19 protein-coding genes are annotated in these 16,591 nt (G+C 68.4%); 12 read left to right on the top strand and 7 right to left on the bottom strand.

Annotated features, from left to right (window positions below; translation table 11 throughout):
* Window positions 1-2: 2 nt before the first annotated feature.
* The 4 genes from ACEN8G_RS04700 to ACEN8G_RS04685 all read right to left on the bottom strand — a co-directional run bounded on the left by ACEN8G_RS04700 (window position 3) and on the right by ACEN8G_RS04685 (window position 2,826).
* The gene (locus tag ACEN8G_RS04700) at window positions 3-1,013 is read right to left on the bottom strand and encodes a nucleotidyltransferase family protein (RefSeq protein ID WP_413415341.1); all 1,011 of its coding nucleotides are present in this window, start codon (window positions 1,011-1,013) and stop codon (window positions 3-5) included.
* Window positions 1,010-1,855 (bottom strand): HprK-related kinase A, encoded by an 846-nt coding sequence (locus ACEN8G_RS04695; protein ID WP_413415340.1) that lies wholly within the window; start codon window positions 1,853-1,855, stop codon window positions 1,010-1,012. The genes ACEN8G_RS04700 and ACEN8G_RS04695 overlap by 4 nt, the downstream gene beginning before the upstream one ends.
* Complete coding sequence (locus tag ACEN8G_RS04690; protein WP_413415339.1) at window positions 1,852-2,121, bottom strand: HPr-rel-A system PqqD family peptide chaperone; 270 nt, start codon at window positions 2,119-2,121, stop codon at window positions 1,852-1,854. The genes ACEN8G_RS04695 and ACEN8G_RS04690 overlap by 4 nt, the downstream gene beginning before the upstream one ends.
* 318 nt (window positions 2,122-2,439) lie before the next feature.
* The gene (locus ACEN8G_RS04685) at window positions 2,440-2,826 is read right to left on the bottom strand and encodes a hypothetical protein (RefSeq protein ID WP_307118278.1); all 387 of its coding nucleotides are present in this window, start codon (window positions 2,824-2,826) and stop codon (window positions 2,440-2,442) included.
* 245 nt (window positions 2,827-3,071) lie between these two features.
* Between ACEN8G_RS04685 and ACEN8G_RS04680 the strand changes: the two genes are divergently transcribed.
* The 11 genes from ACEN8G_RS04680 to ACEN8G_RS04630 all read left to right on the top strand — a co-directional run bounded on the left by ACEN8G_RS04680 (window position 3,072) and on the right by ACEN8G_RS04630 (window position 13,755).
* Complete coding sequence (locus tag ACEN8G_RS04680) at window positions 3,072-4,268, top strand: ATP-binding protein (protein ID WP_413415338.1); 1,197 nt, start codon at window positions 3,072-3,074, stop codon at window positions 4,266-4,268.
* A gap of 93 nt (window positions 4,269-4,361) precedes the next feature.
* The gene (locus ACEN8G_RS04675) at window positions 4,362-5,393 is read left to right on the top strand and encodes a substrate-binding domain-containing protein (protein ID WP_413415337.1); all 1,032 of its coding nucleotides are present in this window, start codon (window positions 4,362-4,364) and stop codon (window positions 5,391-5,393) included.
* Window positions 5,394-5,445: 52 nt separating this feature from the next.
* Complete coding sequence (gene pstC, locus ACEN8G_RS04670; protein ID WP_413415336.1) at window positions 5,446-6,822, top strand: phosphate ABC transporter permease subunit PstC; 1,377 nt, start codon at window positions 5,446-5,448, stop codon at window positions 6,820-6,822.
* Complete coding sequence (gene pstA / locus ACEN8G_RS04665) at window positions 6,815-8,113, top strand: phosphate ABC transporter permease PstA (protein ID WP_413415335.1); 1,299 nt, start codon at window positions 6,815-6,817, stop codon at window positions 8,111-8,113. The genes pstC and pstA overlap by 8 nt, the downstream gene beginning before the upstream one ends.
* Window positions 8,113-8,901, top strand: coding sequence for a phosphate ABC transporter ATP-binding protein PstB (pstB, locus tag ACEN8G_RS04660; RefSeq protein WP_413415334.1), 789 nt, complete (start codon window positions 8,113-8,115; stop codon window positions 8,899-8,901). Before pstA ends, pstB begins: the two co-directional genes overlap by 1 nt.
* 11 nt (window positions 8,902-8,912) lie before the next feature.
* A complete protein-coding gene (phoU, locus tag ACEN8G_RS04655) occupies window positions 8,913-9,614 on the top strand; it encodes a phosphate signaling complex protein PhoU (protein ID WP_413415333.1) in 702 nt (233 codons plus the stop codon).
* Window positions 9,615-9,633: 19 nt separating this feature from the next.
* Window positions 9,634-10,326 (top strand): phosphate regulon transcriptional regulator PhoB, encoded by a 693-nt coding sequence (gene phoB, locus ACEN8G_RS04650; RefSeq protein ID WP_086128782.1) that lies wholly within the window; start codon window positions 9,634-9,636, stop codon window positions 10,324-10,326.
* Window positions 10,327-10,532: 206 nt separating this feature from the next.
* Entirely contained in the window at window positions 10,533-10,826 is a 294-nt protein-coding gene (locus ACEN8G_RS04645) for a hypothetical protein (protein ID WP_307118271.1), read from the top strand.
* 110 nt (window positions 10,827-10,936) lie between these two features.
* Window positions 10,937-11,350, top strand: a complete 414-nt coding sequence (locus ACEN8G_RS04640) for a Fe-S oxidoreductase (RefSeq protein WP_307118270.1) — start codon at window positions 10,937-10,939, stop codon at window positions 11,348-11,350.
* Between the two features lie 194 nt (window positions 11,351-11,544).
* Entirely contained in the window at window positions 11,545-12,438 is an 894-nt protein-coding gene (locus ACEN8G_RS04635; protein ID WP_307118269.1) for an SDR family NAD(P)-dependent oxidoreductase, read from the top strand.
* A gap of 207 nt (window positions 12,439-12,645) precedes the next feature.
* Entirely contained in the window at window positions 12,646-13,755 is a 1,110-nt protein-coding gene (locus ACEN8G_RS04630; RefSeq protein WP_413418899.1) for a hypothetical protein, read from the top strand.
* A 91-nt stretch (window positions 13,756-13,846) separates the two neighbouring features.
* Here ACEN8G_RS04630 and ACEN8G_RS04625 read toward each other — a convergent pair whose 3' ends face one another.
* Window positions 13,847-14,740 carry an EamA family transporter gene (locus ACEN8G_RS04625; protein WP_413418897.1) on the bottom strand — a complete coding sequence of 298 codons (894 nt, stop codon included), beginning with the start codon at window positions 14,738-14,740 and terminating at the stop codon, window positions 13,847-13,849.
* A 109-nt stretch (window positions 14,741-14,849) separates the two neighbouring features.
* On the opposite strand from ACEN8G_RS04625, the gene ACEN8G_RS04620 reads away from it, so the two are divergent.
* Window positions 14,850-15,332 carry an Lrp/AsnC family transcriptional regulator gene (locus ACEN8G_RS04620; RefSeq protein WP_413418895.1) on the top strand — a complete coding sequence of 161 codons (483 nt, stop codon included), beginning with the start codon at window positions 14,850-14,852 and terminating at the stop codon, window positions 15,330-15,332.
* A gap of 142 nt (window positions 15,333-15,474) precedes the next feature.
* Here the strand turns inward: ACEN8G_RS04620 and ACEN8G_RS04615 are convergent, their stop codons facing one another.
* Both ACEN8G_RS04615 and epsC read right to left on the bottom strand, forming a co-directional pair.
* Window positions 15,475-15,813 carry a DUF2794 domain-containing protein gene (locus tag ACEN8G_RS04615; protein ID WP_413418893.1) on the bottom strand — a complete coding sequence of 113 codons (339 nt, stop codon included), beginning with the start codon at window positions 15,811-15,813 and terminating at the stop codon, window positions 15,475-15,477.
* Window positions 15,814-16,503 (bottom strand): serine O-acetyltransferase EpsC, encoded by a 690-nt coding sequence (gene epsC, locus ACEN8G_RS04610; RefSeq protein ID WP_413418891.1) that lies wholly within the window; start codon window positions 16,501-16,503, stop codon window positions 15,814-15,816. It abuts the gene before it with no gap.
* Window positions 16,504-16,591: the final 88 nt, after the last annotated feature.

Below are 16,591 nucleotides of genomic sequence, written 5' to 3'. Positions count from 1 at the left end.
CTTCAGCCGACGGGCCGATAGCCCTTGCGGTATTTGGTCCAGAGGTGGCGGGCGAGCATCAGCGGCGGCATGCGCAGCCAGTGGCTGCGGACGTAGAAGCCGAGCCGGGTGAGCCTGCGGCCCTGGCGGCCCCAGCCGTCGCGGGCGGTGAGACGGCGGAGATAGAGGTGATCGAGGGGCTTGAGGGCCTGCCATTCGGAGGGGACCTCGGTGCCGTACAGGGCGTGGCTGAGGCGGCCGGCGCGGGCCATTTCCCGGCCCAGGCCGTGGTGGCGGGCGCGCTCGGCCAGGCCCATCGTGCCTCCGTCCTGTACCAGACAGTGAAAGTCCCAAAGGTTGCGCATCCCGCCGGCCAGATCGCCGTCTGCCAGGAGATGGGCGACCGCATGTACCAGACGGTCCGTCCGCGAAAGTGTGCGCAGGCCGTTCTCGAGCGGCTCGCTGTCCGCCAGCAGCGCCCCGGCGTCCGGACGGATTCGCGCAGTGAGTGGCAGGATGGTGTGGTGGACGTCGATCATCCGGTCCCGCTCGCGGTGGATGAGCGGGGGCAGCTCGTGCATCCAGCGGCGATAATAGGCGTCGTCATAGGGATCGGGCTTCACCCATTCCCAGCCGGCGGCGAGCAATGCGGCCTCCACTTCGTCCATGCGCTCGCGGGGCACGAGGATGTCGAGATCGCCGATGTTGCGGCCCAGGCTCGGCGAGAGGCCGGCGGCGGCGAAGGCGGTGCCCTTGAGCAGGACGACCGGCACGCCGAGCGGCGCCAGCGCACGGCGGGCCATCTCGGCCTCCCACAGCGCGGCGAGGCGGACCTGTTCCGCCGAGGCGATCGCGTCGTCGACCAGGCGCTGGACGGTCGGGTGGAGCGCGAGGCCGTCCAGACGGTGCGCGAGCGTTCCGGCCATCTGCTCCGCACGCGCGACGGCGAACAACTCCGTCCACTGGCGGGCCGAGAAATGCTCGGTCCGGCCGGGGTCGCGCAGCACCGCGGCGAGGCGCCAGCCGGGGGTCATGCCAGCGCCTCGACCAGGGCGATGCCACTATCCGTGTCCGGATAGTCTATTGCGCGCGCCGGAACGGACTGGACGAGCCGGGTCAGCGCATCGAAGCCGCGCTCGGCGAGATGGACGTAATTGGTCGAACTTTGCGTGAGGCGGACGAACGCTTCGCTGGGCGGCACCGGGCGCTCGGCGGCGTCGAAGCCGAAGCGGGGGAAGAGCAGCAGCGCGGGCTGGGCGGGCTCGGCCATCGCCTGGATCGCCCGGGCATCGGGGACGAGATGGCGGATGTCCCCCTTGGGCGTGCCGGCGAGCAGCGGGCCGAAGCGACCCTCGGGCATCGCGGCCTGGGCGACCGCGATCGCCTGGTTCTTGAGGCTGATCAGCCGGGGAAAACCATGGGCCAGGCCGGTGGCGGGGTCGATCAGGACGAACTCGTCGCCCATCAGCCGCCAGCCTCTGGCCATCAGCAGCGCCGCGAGGGTGGATTTGCCGGCGCCGGAGATGCCGGTCATCAGCACCGCCTTCCCGTCCCTTTCGACCGCGGATGCGTGCAGCAGCAGATAGCGGCGCTGGGCTAGCGCCATCTGGAGGTTCATCCCCATCTCGGCGGCGAGCAGACCCTGGGCGAGCGGCAGCGGCGCGGCATCGGGGATAGTATAGTCGCCGCCGATCATCACCGAGGGGCGGAGGAGCTTCCGCCAGGGCCGGGCGGCGAAGAGGTGGACATTGAAGTCCGGGATGCTCGGCTTCGGATAATCGCGATACAGGTCTTCGAGCTGCGCGATCGGCCCGCGCCAGTCGCTGCCGATGCGGAAACCGACGGGACCGATGCTGAGATGGGCGACGTGCCTCACAGCCGCTCCACCAGGCCGGCCTCGACCAGTTCGTCGAGGCGGATGGCGAGCGCAGCGGGGTCGGCATCGAGCAGGTCGTAGCGCTCGCTGAGGCGGGCGAGGAGCTGGTCTACGCTGAGATCGTCGCGGCCCAGGGCTTCAAGCATCTCGGGGACGGGCGCATCGACGACATGGGTGATGCCGGAGGCGCGGTGATAGACCAGGGTGAGCGCGTCGAGGGGGACGATGCGGAGGGTTTCGGGCGCGGCGGCGCGGTAGCTGGTCATTGATTCTGTTCGCGCAACGACGCGACGACGCGACGAAGAAGAGGAAGAAGGTGGTTCGCGCAGAGGCGCAGAGAACGCAGAGAGGTTGCACTCAGGGCAACTATGTGTGCCGCGCCAGCGGCAGGAATTGCTGGAGCGCTGAGATAGAGGGCGCCGCTGGCGCGGCGCGAGACAACTCTGCGCCTCTGCGCGAACACATTCTTCGTCGTCGCGTCGTCGCGTCGTTGCGCGAACAAATCTGCTGTGCGCCGACGCACGAGATCCCGGCTTTCGCCGGGGTGACGGGGATGGGCCAGGGATTTGGTGGCCGTCACGGCCTCAGCCGCGCGGCATCTGCAGCGAGGCGAAGCAGGTGAAGCCGCTGGTGCCCGACTGGAGGCGGCGGATGTAGTTGGTGTAGGCGCGGCTCTGTTCGTAGGTGGTGCCGGGCAAGGTGCCGCCGTTGAGGGCGTTCTTGACCTCGGCCGCCTTGAACGGCCTGCCCGCTGCCGGAAAGGCGCCCTGCGTGCCGGCAGGCACAAGCTTGCCGTCGGCCGCGACATATTGGCCGGCGCGGCCGGGATCGGGAACCGGGATCTCGCAGTTCATCACCGAGGCATTGGTCTGCGCCAGCGCCGGGCGGATCGAGACGATCGCCGAGGCGCTCGCCGCGCCCAGCATCAGCGCGCGGCGGCTAGCCTTCGGGGACTGGTCTTCGTCTGCCATGACGCATTGTCCTGCGCCCGGTGGCGTTTCGCAATCGTAAATTATGGGCGCGGCAGGCGAATCCGGGACGATCCTCCCCCGCCAGGGGGAGGTGGCACGCGCAGCGTGACGGAGGGGAGGAAGCACTGCGGCCGATTACGTCGCCTACCTCCCCCTCCGTCGCCTTCGGCGCCACCTCCCCCTGGCGGGGGAGGATAAAAGGGGCCGTTGCCGAGAAACACCCCCGCCCCTAGAAGAGCCGCCACATGCCCTATTCTCCCGGTATCAAGGCGCTCGTGGCGCTCGGCATCGTCGCCGCCGGCGCGCTGGCGGGGCTGTTGCTGAACGGCGATGTGCAGACCAGCCTGGTGATGCTGGTGTGCGGCGTCGCCGCCGTGCTGGTCGCCACTGCCGGCGCCGAGGCGCCCGGGGCGCTCGACACCACGCCGACCGTCAGCGAGGGGCCGGGCATCGCCGAGGTGCTCGACGCGATCGCCGAGCCGGTGCTGCTGATCGCCGACCGAAGGGTGACCGCCGCCAACCCGCCCGCGCGCGTCCTGCTCGGCCAGCATATCCTGGGCGAGGACGTGCGCGTCGCCATCCGCCACCCCGCCGCGGCCGAGCGGCTGATGAACAGCAGCGACCAGAATCCGGGCTCGCCGATCCACCTGGTCGGCCTCGGCACGCGCGACCAGCGCTGGGAGATGCGGGTGACGGCGCTGGGCGACGGGCGGCGGATCGTCCATCTGATCGACCGCACCGGCAGCTATGCCAGCGAGCGCATGCGGGTCGATTTCGTCGCCAATGCCAGCCACGAACTGCGCACCCCCCTCGCCTCGCTGCTCGGCTATGTCGAGACGCTGGAGGATGGCGCCGGCGAGGAGCCGGGGCTGCGCAAGCGCTTCCTGAAGATCATGCACGACGAGGCGCGCCGCATGCAGCGCCTGATCGACGACCTGATCTCGCTGAGCCGGATCGAGGCGGAGAAATACCGCGCGCCGGACAATCCGGTGGCGCTGGACGAGCTGATCGACGAGGTCTGCCTTGAGCTTTCGGGCGTGCCGCGCGCCGCCGATGTGGTGACCGAAGTGGCCGAGGTGCCGCCGGTGCGTGGCGACGCCTCGCAGCTCAGCCAGCTGCTTCACAACGTCATCGGCAATGCGATGAAGTACGGCAAGGAAGGCACGCCGATCCTGGTCAGCCTGATGCCCGAGGGCGAATCGATGATCCGCCTGACCGTGACCGACCAGGGCGACGGCATCGCCCCCGAGCATCTGCCGCGGCTGACCGAGCGCTTCTACCGGGTCGATGCCGGGCGCAGCCGGACGATCGGCGGCACCGGGCTGGGCCTGTCGATCGTCAAGCATATCGTCGAGCGGCATCGCGGGCGATTCGACATCACCAGCACCGTCGGCAAGGGCTCGACGGTCACCGTACTGCTCCCCGTCCAGAGACTGTCATGAACCTGTCACGCTAGAGGCCGAAGGGCGCGCTGGGGGGCGGCCGTCCGGCGCGCGCCTCCGCGATTCTTTCAATCCCAGGGACAGGAGACGGCGATGCTTGGCAGACTTGCGCTTTTCGCGTTTTCCGTGGTGGCTCTCTCGGCTTGCGACGGCAGCGCAGTGCGCCCGATCCGCGCCGTCGGGTCCTCGACCGTCTTCCCCTTCACCACCGCGGTGGCCGAGGCCTTCGTCAACCAGGACAAGCGCCGTGCGGCGCCGGTGATCGAATCGATCGGCTCGGGCGCGGGCTTCCGCGCGTTCTGCGAAGGCGTGGGCGCGCAATATCCCGACCTGGCCAATGCCTCGCGCCGGATGAAGCGCACCGAATATGACCTGTGCCAGAAGAACAATGTCGGCGAGATCCTGGAAGTGCAGATCGGTCTCGACGGCGTAGTGCTGGCCGAGAGCAACAACGGGCCGAAGCTGAAGCTGAGCCGCAAGGACCTGTACCTGGCGCTCGCCGCCAACCCGATGGGCAAGCCGAACACCGCCAAGACCTGGCGCGACGTGAACCCCGCGCTGCCGGCGATCCCGATCTATGTGATGGGCCCGCCCTCGACCAGCGGCACGCGCGACGCGTTCATCGAGCTGATGATGGAGCCGGGCTGCCTGGCCGCCTGGCCCGAGGCCAAGGCGATCAAGGACGGGCACGATCCCGCCAAGTTCCAGGATGCGTGCCTGCGCATCCGCGATGACGGCCCCTATGTCGACAAGGGCGAGAACGACAACCTCATCGTCCAGGGCCTGAGCCAGAACCCGAACGCGATCGGCATCTTCGGCTATTCCTATCTCGAGGAGAATATCGACCGGCTGCACGGCACCGAGATCGAGGGCGTGGCGCCGACCAACAACGACATCGTCACCGGCAAGTACCCCGGCGGCCGCCCGCTCTACATCTATGTGAAGAAGCGCCACATCAAGGCGGTGCGCGGGATGCAGGACTTCCTCAATCTCTATGCCACGATGTGGAAGCCCAAGGGCGAGCTGAACAAGCGCGGGCTGATCGCCCCCCCCACCGAGGTGCAGGACAAGTCGGCCGAGATCATCGAGAAGGGGATTGCGCTCGATCCCTCCCAGTTGCACTGAACGAGGACGTCATTTCCCACTTCCCTGAATCCCGGCCTGAGTTGACGTCCAAGTGAATGTCTTCGCGCTCCTGTTCGTCGTGGCCGGCCTTGGCCTGATCGGCTGGCTGACGGCGCGCGCCCGTGCCGTGCGGTTCGATCGCGGCGGACAGAAAAGGCTCCATTCGCTGCCGTCGCAGCATGGCTGGTACGTGGCGATGTGGACGGTGCTGCCGGCACTGCTGTTCATCGCGGTGTGGAGTGCGCTGAGCCCGGCGCTGATCAAGGACCAGGTGCTCAAGGCGCCCGCCGCCGCCCAGCTTTCCGACTTCGCCTTCGAGCGCGACACGATCCTGGGCGAGGCGCGCGACGCGGCGCTGGGCCGAGCCGAATCGACCTTCGACCCGAGCGCCGAGGCGCTGGTCGAGCCGATGCGCGACGCGATCCGCTTCTATGGCTGGACCGGCACGGGGATCGCGATCCTGCTCGCCTTTGCCGGCGGCGCCTTCGCGTTCAGCCGGACCAGCCCGGCCTTCCGCGCCCGCACGAGGGTGGAGCGCGGGCTGATGCTGATCCTGCTGCTCGCCTCGCTGATCGCGATCCTGACGACGCTCGGCATCTTCCTGTCGCTGTTCTGGGAATCGATGCGGTTCTTCGCGATGGTGCCGCCGCAGGACTTCCTGTTCAGCACGCATTGGAGCCCGCAGCTGATCGACCCGAACGATCCGGGCAAGTCGCTGGGCGCGGTGCCTTTGTTCTGGGGCACCTTCTTCATCGGCGCGGTGATCGCGATGCTGGTCGCGATCCCGTTCGGCCTGATGAGCGCGATCTACCTCACCCAATATGCCGCGCCGCGCGTGCGCCGCTGGATGAAGCCGATGCTCGAGATCCTCGCCGGCGTGCCGACGGTGGTCTATGGCTATTTCGCCGCGCTGACCGTGGCGCCGGCGGTGCGCAACCTGGCGGTGGCGCTGGGCATGCCCTTCGCCTCGGCGGAGAGCGCGCTGGCGGCGGGCCTGGTGATGGGGGTGATGATCATCCCCTTCGTCTCCTCGCTGGCCGACGACTCGATCGCCGCGGTGCCGACCGCGATGCGCGACGGCAGCCTGGCGATGGGGGCGACCAATTCGGAGACGATCTCGCGCGTGCTGCTTCCCGCGGCGCTGCCGGGCGTGGTGGCCGGCGTGCTGCTCGCCGTCAGCCGCGCGATCGGCGAGACGATGATCGTGGTGATGGCCGCGAGCGGCGCGGCGAACATCACGCTCAACCCGTTCGAGAGCGCGACCACCGTGACCAAGCAGATCGTCGACCTGCTGACCGGCGAGAGCGAGTTCGACAGCCCCAAGACGCTGGCGGCCTTCGCGCTGGGCCTGACGCTGTTCGTCATCACCCTGCTCCTCAACATCGTCGCGCTGCGCGTGGTGAAGAAGTATCGCGAAGCCTATGAGTAAGCGCGCCGCCCCTGCCCCCGCGCCCGAGCGGACGCCGACCGACTGGAAGAGCGCGGCGATGCAGAAGCGGATCCGCCGCCGCTATGCGAGCGAGCGCCGCTTCAAGCTGTTCGGGATGATGGCGGTGATCCTCTCCGCCGCCTTCCTGGCCTTCCTGATCGCGACGATGATCGCCAATGGCGCGCGCGGCTTCACCCGCAGCGAAGTGGCGCTGAGCGTCGACTTCCCGGCGATGGCGCTGAAGATCGACCGCTCGCACCTGAAGACGCCGGGGGCCGACCTGGCGCTGGCGGGTGCGGGGCTGCAGGACAAGGTGGAGACGCTGGCGACCAGCCCGGCGGGCTATTCGCTCGCCTCGAACAGCGCCTGGCTGACGGTGCGCGACCGGATCAAGGCGCGGCCCTCGGTCCTCGACGGCAAGGCGACGATCTGGGTGCCGGCCTCGACCGAGCTGGAGATGGGATCGCGTGGCGAAGGCCCGGCGGACGTCCAGGCGGATGCGCGCAGGCTGAGCCAGGCGGGGCAGCTGCGCACCGGGTTCAACTGGGGCTTCTTCAGCGCGAGCAATTCGAACGACCCGGTGGCGGTGGGCATCTGGGGCGCGCTCAAGGGCTCGCTGCTGACCATGCTGGTGACCTTCCTGATCGCCTTCCCGGTCGGCGTGCTGGCGGCGATCTATCTCGAGGAATATGCCCCGAAGAACCGCTGGACCGACCTGATCGAAGTGTCGATCAACAACCTGGCGGCGGTGCCCTCGATCATCTTCGGCCTGCTCGGCCTGGCGGTGTTCCTGGGCAGCTGGCAGATCGGCGGACACACGTTCGGCCCGCTCTTCCCGCGCTCGGCCGCGGTGGTCGGCGGGCTGACGCTTGCGCTGATGATCATGCCGGTGATCGTCATCGCCAGCCGCAACGCGATCAAGGGCGTGCCGCCCTCGATCCGCGACGCCGCGCTCGGCATCGGGGCGAGCCGGATCCAGGTCGTGTTCCACCACGTCCTCCCCCTCGCCATGCCCGGCATCCTGACCGGCACGATCATCGGCATGGCGCGCGCGCTGGGCGAGACCGCGCCGCTGCTGCTGATCGGCATGCGCGCCTTCATCGTCACCCCGCCGAGCGGCTTCACCGACCCCGCCACCGTGCTGCCGGTCCAGATCTTCCTCTGGTCCGACGAAGTCAGCCGCGGCTTCGTCGAGAAGACCTCCGCCGCGATCCTGGTGCTGCTGGTGTTCCTGCTCGCCATGAACGGGCTCGCCATCTATCTTCGCAACAAGTTCGAGACCCGCTGGTAATGACCGACGCCACTCCCCTTCCCACCGGCACCGGGCACAAGATGTCCGCCCGCGGCGTCAGCGTGTCCTATGGCGACAAGCAGGCGATCCGCGACGTCTCGATCGACGTCGACATGGATCACGTCACCGCCTTCATCGGCCCGTCGGGCTGCGGCAAGTCGACCTTCCTGCGCACGCTCAACCGGATGAACGACACCATCCCGAGCGCGCGGGTGACCGGCGACATAAGGCTGGACGGCGAGGACATCTATTCCTCCGCGATGGACGTGGTGCAGCTGCGCGCGCGGGTCGGCATGGTGTTCCAGAAGCCGAACCCCTTTCCCAAGTCGATCTACGAGAACGTCGCCTATGGCCCGCGCATCCACGGGCTGGCGAGCTCCAAGGCCGCGCTGGACGGGATCGTCGAGCAGTCGCTGCGCCGCGCCGGCCTGTGGGACGAAGTGAAGGACCGGCTCTCCGACAGCGGCACCGCGCTTTCGGGCGGCCAGCAGCAGCGGCTGTGCATCGCCCGGGCGATCGCGGTGGACCCCGAGGTGATCCTGATGGACGAGCCCTGCTCGGCGCTCGACCCGATCGCGACGGCGAAGATCGAGGAGCTGATCCACGAGCTCAAGGGCCGCTACGCCATCGTGATCGTCACCCACAACATGCAGCAGGCGGCACGCGTCAGCCAGAAGACCGCCTTCTTCCATCTCGGCCAGCTGGTCGAATATGGCGATACCGACAATATCTTCACCGCGCCGAAGCAGGAGCGGACGAAGGATTACATTACCGGCCGTTACGGCTAAGAGCAGGTATCATGTCGACCGGCCAGGAACATACCGTAAAGGCGTTCGATCAGGACATCGGACAGCTGCGCGCGCTCATCTCGCAGATGGGCGGACTCGCCGAGCAGGCGATCGAGGACGCGATGCTGGCGCTGTCGCGCGGCGATGCCGAGCTGGCCAACGAGGTCCGCCGCAAGGACAAGCAGATCGACGCGATCGAGGCCGAGCTGGAAAAGCTCGTCGTCCGGGTGATCGCGCTGCGCGCGCCGATGGCCGACGACCTGCGCGAGGTGATCGCCGCGCTCAAGATCGCCGCTGTGATCGAGCGGATCGGCGACTATGCCAAGAACATCGCCAAGCGCGTGCCGCTGATCCATGCCGAGGGCGAGGAGCGGATCGAAGTGGTCTCGATCCTGCCGTCGATGGGCCAGCTGGCGGCGGACATGGTCCACGACGTGCTCGACGCCTATTCGGCGCGCGATCCCGAGGCTGCGGTGCGGATCTGCAAGCGCGACAATGCGCTCGACGATTTCTACGATTCGATCTTCCGCACGCTTGTGACCTATATGGTCGAGAATTCGAGGACGATCAGCCAGGTAGCGCACCTGCTGTTCGTGGCGAAGAACCTGGAGAGGATCGGCGATCACGCCACCAACGTGGCCGAGATGGTCTATTTCGCGGCGACAGGCGAATACATGGCCGAGCGCGAGACCGGCGAGGCCGGAGCGAACTAAGCGGGGAAACGGGGAAAATATGGCCCGAGTTAAGATGCTTCTCGTCGAGGACGACGCCGCAATCGCGGAGCTGGTCGCCTATCACTTCAAGCGCGAAGATTATGAGGTGAAGCACACCCCGGACGGGGAAGAGGCGCTGCTGCTCGCCAAGGAGGCGACGCCGGATATCGTGCTGCTCGACTGGATGGTCGAGGGGCTGAGCGGCATCGAGGTGTGCCGGCGCCTGCGCCGCATGCCCGAGACGGCGAACGTGCCGATCATCATGCTCACCGCGCGCGGCGAGGAAGAGGATCGCGTCCGCGGGCTCGAGACCGGGGCGGACGATTACGTCACCAAGCCCTTCTCGCCCCGCGAGCTGGTCGCCCGGGTGGGCGCGGTACTGCGCCGCGTGCGCCCGGCACTGGCCGGCGAGGCACTGACCTATTCGGACATCGAGATGGACACGGTGGGCCACAAGGTCCGCCGCGCCGGCGAAGTGGTGCAGCTGGGGCCGACCGAGTTCAGGCTGCTGAAGCACTTCCTCGAGCATCCGGGCTGGGTGTTCTCGCGCGAGCGGCTGCTCGATGCGGTGTGGGGGCATGACAGCGACATCGAGAGCCGCACGGTGGACGTGCACATCCGCCGCCTGCGCAAGGCGATCAACAAGGGCAACCGGCCGGACATCATCCGGACGGTGCGCTCGGCCGGCTATGCGCTCGACGCGGGGAATTGAGGTAAGCCAAATAGCGTCATCCCGGCGAAAGCCGGGATCTCGTGCGGCTCCTGTCCCGCGCCTTCGCCTGAGATTCCGGCTTTCGCCGGGATGACGGTGATATCCACGGGCTTTTGATGACTTCGATTTAACGAAACCATCCCCCTCTCCCTCGCGTTGCTGAAACCGGGCGTAACGATCTCGCCCGGTTTCAGGAGACGCACCCCATGAAGCTCCTTGCCATGGCAGCCGCGCTGACGCTCGTCGCCGGCGCCGCTCAGGCCCAGACTTCGGCGCAGAAGGCCGAGGCTCCCACCAACAACGACGCCAGCAAGCTGGGCGGCTATGCCCCGGCCGCGCCGCTGTTCAGCACCGGCACCACCCCGCCGCCGGGCACCCAGGTGGTGTTCGTGCCGAGCACCCAGACGCCGACCGAGGCCTTCCCGCCGCCGGCGCCCAAGGCCGCCTACCCGGTCTGCAAGCGCGGCCAGTTCGACGGCTGCCGCCAGCGCGGCGGCTGACGCGCCGGACGCCCCTTTTTGCGGGACCGAATGTGCCGGGCGCGCAACGTCGTGCCCGGCACATGCGTTTTCGAGGGGTGCAGGGGGAGCGACAGAGAGGAAGTTTTTCGATGAAGTTCATGCTCCTGGCCTCGGCCGCCCTTGCGATCGGCGGCACCGCCATCGCGCAGGACATGCCCCAGACCGCTCCGCAGACCACTCCGGCCCCGGCGCCCACGCCGCCCACCCCGCCGGTCGACACGCCGACGACTCCGACCGCGCCGGCGGAACCGGCCACGCCGGCCGATCCGGCGGCCCCGCCGCCGCCCGCGACCAACCCGCCGCCTGCCGCTCCGGAGACGCCGGCCGCGCCGGATGCGGCGACGACTCCGCCCGCACCGCCGGCCGCTCCCGCGCCGGATACGACCGCGGATGCTGCGGCGCCTGCCGCCCCGGCAACTGCCGCCGCGCCGATGCCTTCGGACCCGAAGAGCTATCCGCGCTGCTCGAAGACCGTGAAGGATCATTGCCGCCAGGGGCGGTGATTGATGCGTCCGGGGGTGGGCCACCCCCACCCCCTTCCCGTCATCCCGGCGAAAGCTGGGATCTCGTGCGGCTCTTGTCCCGCGCCTCCGCCTGAGATCCCGGCTTTCGCCGGGATGACGGCCGTGGGGCGGATGACGGTTATTGTTGCGTGGTGGTGGTTGTGGCTAAGCTCTCCTGCAAAGGAGAGAGCTGCATGACCATCGACTTCAAGGACCGCGTCGCCATCGTCACCGGGGCCGGCGGCGGGCTGGGCCGGGCCTATGCGCTCGAACTGGCGAAGCGCGGGGCGAAGGTCGTGGTCAACGACCTGGGCGGATCGCGCGACGGCACCGGCCATTCGGACGCGGCGCTCAAGGTGGTCGAGGAGATCGAGGCGCTGGGCGGTGAGGCGATGTCGAACGGCGGCAGCGTCACCGACTATGCCCATATGGTCGCGATGGTCGAGGCGGCCAAGGCGAAATGGGGCCGGATCGACATATTGATCAACAATGCCGGCGTGCTGCGCGACAAGAGCTTCGCCAAGATGGAGCCGGAGGACTTCAGGTTCGTCGTCGACGTCCACCTGATCGGCTCGGCCAACTGCACCAAGGCGGTGTGGGAGACGATGCGCGAGGCGAATTACGGCCGCATCCTGATGACCGCATCCTCCACCGGGCTGTTCGGCAATTTCGGCCAGGCGAATTACGGCGCGGCCAAGCTCGGCCTCGCCGGGCTGACCAAGACACTCTACCTCGAAGGCGCGAAATACGGGATCAAGGTCAACACCATCGCGCCGGTGGCGGGCACCCGGATGACCGAGGACCTGTTCCCCGAGGAAGCCTTCAAGGCCTTCGCGCCGGAGAATGTCGCGCCGGCCGCGCTGTTCCTGGTTAGCGAGGACGCGCCGACCAACCAGATCGTCGGCGCGGGCGGCGGGGTGGTGCAGGCCGCCTATGTGACTCTGACCCAGGGCGCCAAGCTGGAGGCGCTGACGCCCGAAGCGGTGCAGGCGCAATGGGCGCAGATCACCGACCGGACGGGGGAGATCGTGCCGGGGTCGGGGTCCGAGCAGACGATGCTGATTTTGGGGAAATTGCAGCGGGGATAGGCTGGCAAGCTCCCCTCCCTGAAAGGGAGGGGTCGGGGGTGGGTCGAGTGCTCGCGATATTGCGCGGACAAGGCCAAGCCCATCCATATCGCCAGGCCTCCATCCACCCCTAACCCCTCCCTTTCAGGGAGGGGAACACTCACCGCCTTACCGTATTGCTTCACTAACACACATATGATACATCCTCCGCTACAGGAGGAGACTGCCATGTATAGCGAGAGCGATCTGGCCAGTGCCGTGGAAGCGGGGGCGCTTTCGCCCGCCGCGGCCAATGCGCTGCGCAACTATGTCGCCGAGCGCCGGTCGGCGCCCGCGGTGGACGAAGAGCATTTCAAGCTGCTCACCGGCTTCAACGACATCTTCGTGGCGATCGCCGCCGCGCTGATCCTGGTCGCGGCGGGGCGGATCGGGGCCTATTTCGGCGAGTGGCTGATCGGCGTCGGGCCGGAGGAGCGCATCGCCGGCGGCAACATGATCGGCGGGGGCTTCGCCGTGGCCGCGACGAGCTGGATGCTCGCCGAATATTTCACCGCCAAGCGCCGCATGGCGCTGCCCTCGATCCTGCTGCTGTTCGGCTTCGTCGGCGGCATCGCCGCGGGCCTCTCCGGCATCTTCGTCGCCAACATCCCCTGGCTCGAGGAGCAGCTGCACCTGGCGAGCGAGCTGCAGAAGCAGCAGCTGGGTGCCGGCATCGCCGCGACCGTCGGCCTGCTGACCGCGGCTGCGACCTGGATCCACTGGAAGCGCTTCATGGTGCCGATCACCGTCGCTGCGGGGGCGATGGTCGTGGTCGGCATGCTGGTCGCGATCGTGCTCGCGCTGGTGCCGCAGGCGAAGGACTGGGTGAACGAGATGCTGCTCGTTGCCGGCGTGGCGATGTTCTTCTTCGCGATGCGCTGGGACATGAGCGACCTGGAGCGCCGCACCCGCCGCTCGGACGTCGCCTTCTGGCTGCATCTCGCCGCGGCGCCGCTGATCGCGCACCCGGTGTTCCACATGCTCGGCGTGTTCGACGGCGACGTGACCGGCCCGGTCGCCGCGGTGGTGATCGCGCTCTATGTGGTGTTCGCCTTTGTCGCCCTGGCGGTCGACCGCCGCGCGCTGCTCGTCTCGAGCCTGATCTATGTGCTCTGGGCGATGTACGCGCTGTTCCAGGCGACCGGCGCGGTCGAGCTGGCCGCGGCGCTGACCGCGCTGGTGATCGGATCGGCGCTGCTGCTGCTCTCGGCCTTCTGGCAGCCGGTGCGCCGCAGGGTCGTCGGCCTGCTCGGCGGGCTCGAGGAGCGGCTGCCGCCCACCCAGATCGTCACGGCCTGACCTGACACAGGCGTTACGTAGGGAGCGCGGTCCCCAGCCCCGCTTCCGACACCCCTGCCCCTCCCGTGCCCCAAGGCACGGGAGGGGTTTTTCATGCGGGCTGTTCGCTCGCCTCGCCCGGCCGCGCGCTGATCGCGGTGCCGACCGAGGAGAGGACGATCAGGGCGACCGCGAGCCACTGGGTGCCGGTGAGGACCTCGCCGAGCAGCAGCAGGCCCATCAGCGCGCCGACCGCGGGCTCGGCGCTGAGCAGGGTGCCGAAGGTGTTGGCGGGGAGCCGGGGCAGCGCGATCATCTCGAGCGCATAGGGGATGGCGCTGGAGACGATGCCGACGAGCAGCCCGAGCAGCAGCGCCTCGGGCCGGAGCAGCGCGGTGCCTGCGTGGAGGATGCCCACCGGTGCGGCGAGGCAGGCGGCGATCAGCATGCCCCCGGCGGCGGCGGCAGGGCCATGCGCCTTGCCGGCATGGCGGCCGGTGAGGATGTACGCCGCCCAGCAGGCGCCGGCGACGAGCGCGAGGGCCACCCCGCGCCAGTCGAGATGGGCGGCGCCCTTCCAGATCGGCAGGAGGAGCAGCAGGCCGATGACGGCGAGGCCGATCCACAGGAAATCGACCCGGCGGCGCGAGGTGAGCACCGCCACCGCGAGCGGGCCGGTGAACTCCACGGCGATCGCGATGCCGAGCGGGATGTAGGACAGGGCCTTGTAGAAGCTGAGGTTCATCACCCCGAGGACGAGGCCGTAGCCGAGCAGCGAGCGCCAGCCGGCGTCGAGCCGGATCCGCCAGGGCCGGAAGATCGCCGAGAGGATCGCCGCGGCGACGATCAGGCGCAGCGCGGTGGCGCCCTCTGCCCCGACCAGCGGGAAGAGCTGCTTGGCGAAGGTGGCGCCGATCGTCACCGAGAGCAGCGAGACGAACAGCGCGGCAAGGGCGACGAGATCGAGGCGTGCGGCGGCGGGGCGCGGGGCAGCGAAAGCGGACATTTGCTACTCGGATATTGGCTGGTGTGGTGCCGAGAATAGGAATATCCGGCGATAAGGGTGGTTTATTTTGGCGCTTACACGATAAGGTTTATCGCCCTACCCTCGCAAAATGACGAAGATTGAACCGCTCGATTCGTTCGACCTCAAGCTGCTCGAGCTGCTCCAGGTCGATGTGCAGCAGCCGGTGGCGGCGCTGGCGGAGAAGGTCGGGTTGTCCGCCCCTGCCTGCTATCGGCGGATAAGGCGGCTGCGCGAGACGGGGGTGATCGAGCGGGAGATCGCGGTAGTGCGCCCGAAGACGCTCGGCTGGCCGCTGTCGATGATCGTGCTGGTGACGCTGGAGCGTGAGACCGCCGACACGGTGAGCGAGATGTTCGAGATCTTCCGCCGCGAGCCCGAGGTGATGGAGGCGTGGAACGTCACCGGCGACCATGACTTCGCGGTACGTATCCTCGCGCGCGACATGGAGAGCTATGACGATCTGGTCCGCCGGCTGTTCTCGGCCGACGAGCGGGTGCGGACCTTCGAGACGCTTGTGGTGATCCGCGAGACGGGCGGGATGAGTCCGGTGCCGGTGGGATTGGGGCGGTAGGAGGCAAGGCTCTCCCCTCCCTGCAAGGGAGGGGCCCGGGGTGGGTCGAGTGCTCGTGATACTGCGCGCACAAGCCAAGCCCATCCGTATCGCCCGGCCTCCACCCACCCCTAACCCCTCCCTTGCAGGGAGGGGAATTTTCTTATTCCTCCACCAGCTTCATCAGCCGGCGCTCGACCGGGGCGAGGACCGGGCCGAGCTCATGGCCGCGCTTGAGGATCGTGCCGGCTTCGCCCACCAGCATCCACATGCCCTGGCGGTTGCGCAGGCTGGGGCGCTTCTCGATCCGGTATTCGGGGCGCTCGGCGGCGCGGCGGAAGGCGGCGAAGATCGCGGCGTCGAGATCGAACGACATCGCATAGTCGCGCCAGTGCCCGGCGGCGACCATACGGCCGTAGAGATCGAGGATGCGGGTGAGCTCCGGACGCTCGAAACCGACCTGTCCGGGGCGTCCGAGCGGGAGCGGGGTTACGGTGCCCATCTACGCGCTGTCGCGCTGCTCCCCTTCGGTCCGCCGCTCGGCCAGCACGGCGTCGAGCCGCTTGCGCATCGCCTCCAACTCGCAGCGCATCAGTTCGAGCTTCTGGGTCTGCGGATCGAACACGTCGCTGCAGGGCGTGCCATAGGGCACGAAATCCTTCTGCCACTTCTCGGCCTCGACCAGGGTCGGCTTGGCCGGGATGCCGACCATCACCGCGCCGGGCGCGACGTCCCTGGTGACCACCGCATTGGCCCCGACCCGCGCACGCTCGCCGACGGTGATCGGGCCGAGCACCTGCGCGCCGGAGCCGAGGATCGCGCCGTCGAGCAAGGTCGGGTGGCGCTTGCCGGCCACGCCATTGTCCGGGCTGGTGCCGCCCAACGTGACGCACTGGTAGATGGTGACGTCGTTGCCGATCTCCGCCGTCTCGCCGATCACGACGAAGCCATGGTCGATGAAGAAGTTGCGGCCGATCTTCGCACCCGGATGGATGTCGATCGCGGTCACGAAGCGCGACCAGTGGTTCACCACGCGGGCGAGGAAGAACAGGCGGTTGCGGAACAGCGCATGCGCGATGCGGTGATAGCCGAGCGCCCAGACGCCCGGATAGAGCAGGATTTCCGCACGCGACCGCGGCGCGGGATCGCGCGCCTTGATCGAATCTAGATACGCCACCAGGCGCTGGAACATGGCCGGTCCCCTTTTATCGGGAGCCCACATAATAGCTGAACCCGCGGAATTCCAGAATGGCCCATTCTGGGCTTGGGCGCGGTAAAGC

It is taken from the genome of Sphingomonas sp. Sphisp66, assembly GCF_047324325.1.
In the GTDB taxonomy this organism is placed as follows: domain Bacteria; phylum Pseudomonadota; class Alphaproteobacteria; order Sphingomonadales; family Sphingomonadaceae; genus Sphingomonas.
Note: the sequence above shows the minus strand (reverse complement) of the source record. Positions and strands in the feature narration are given on the sequence as shown.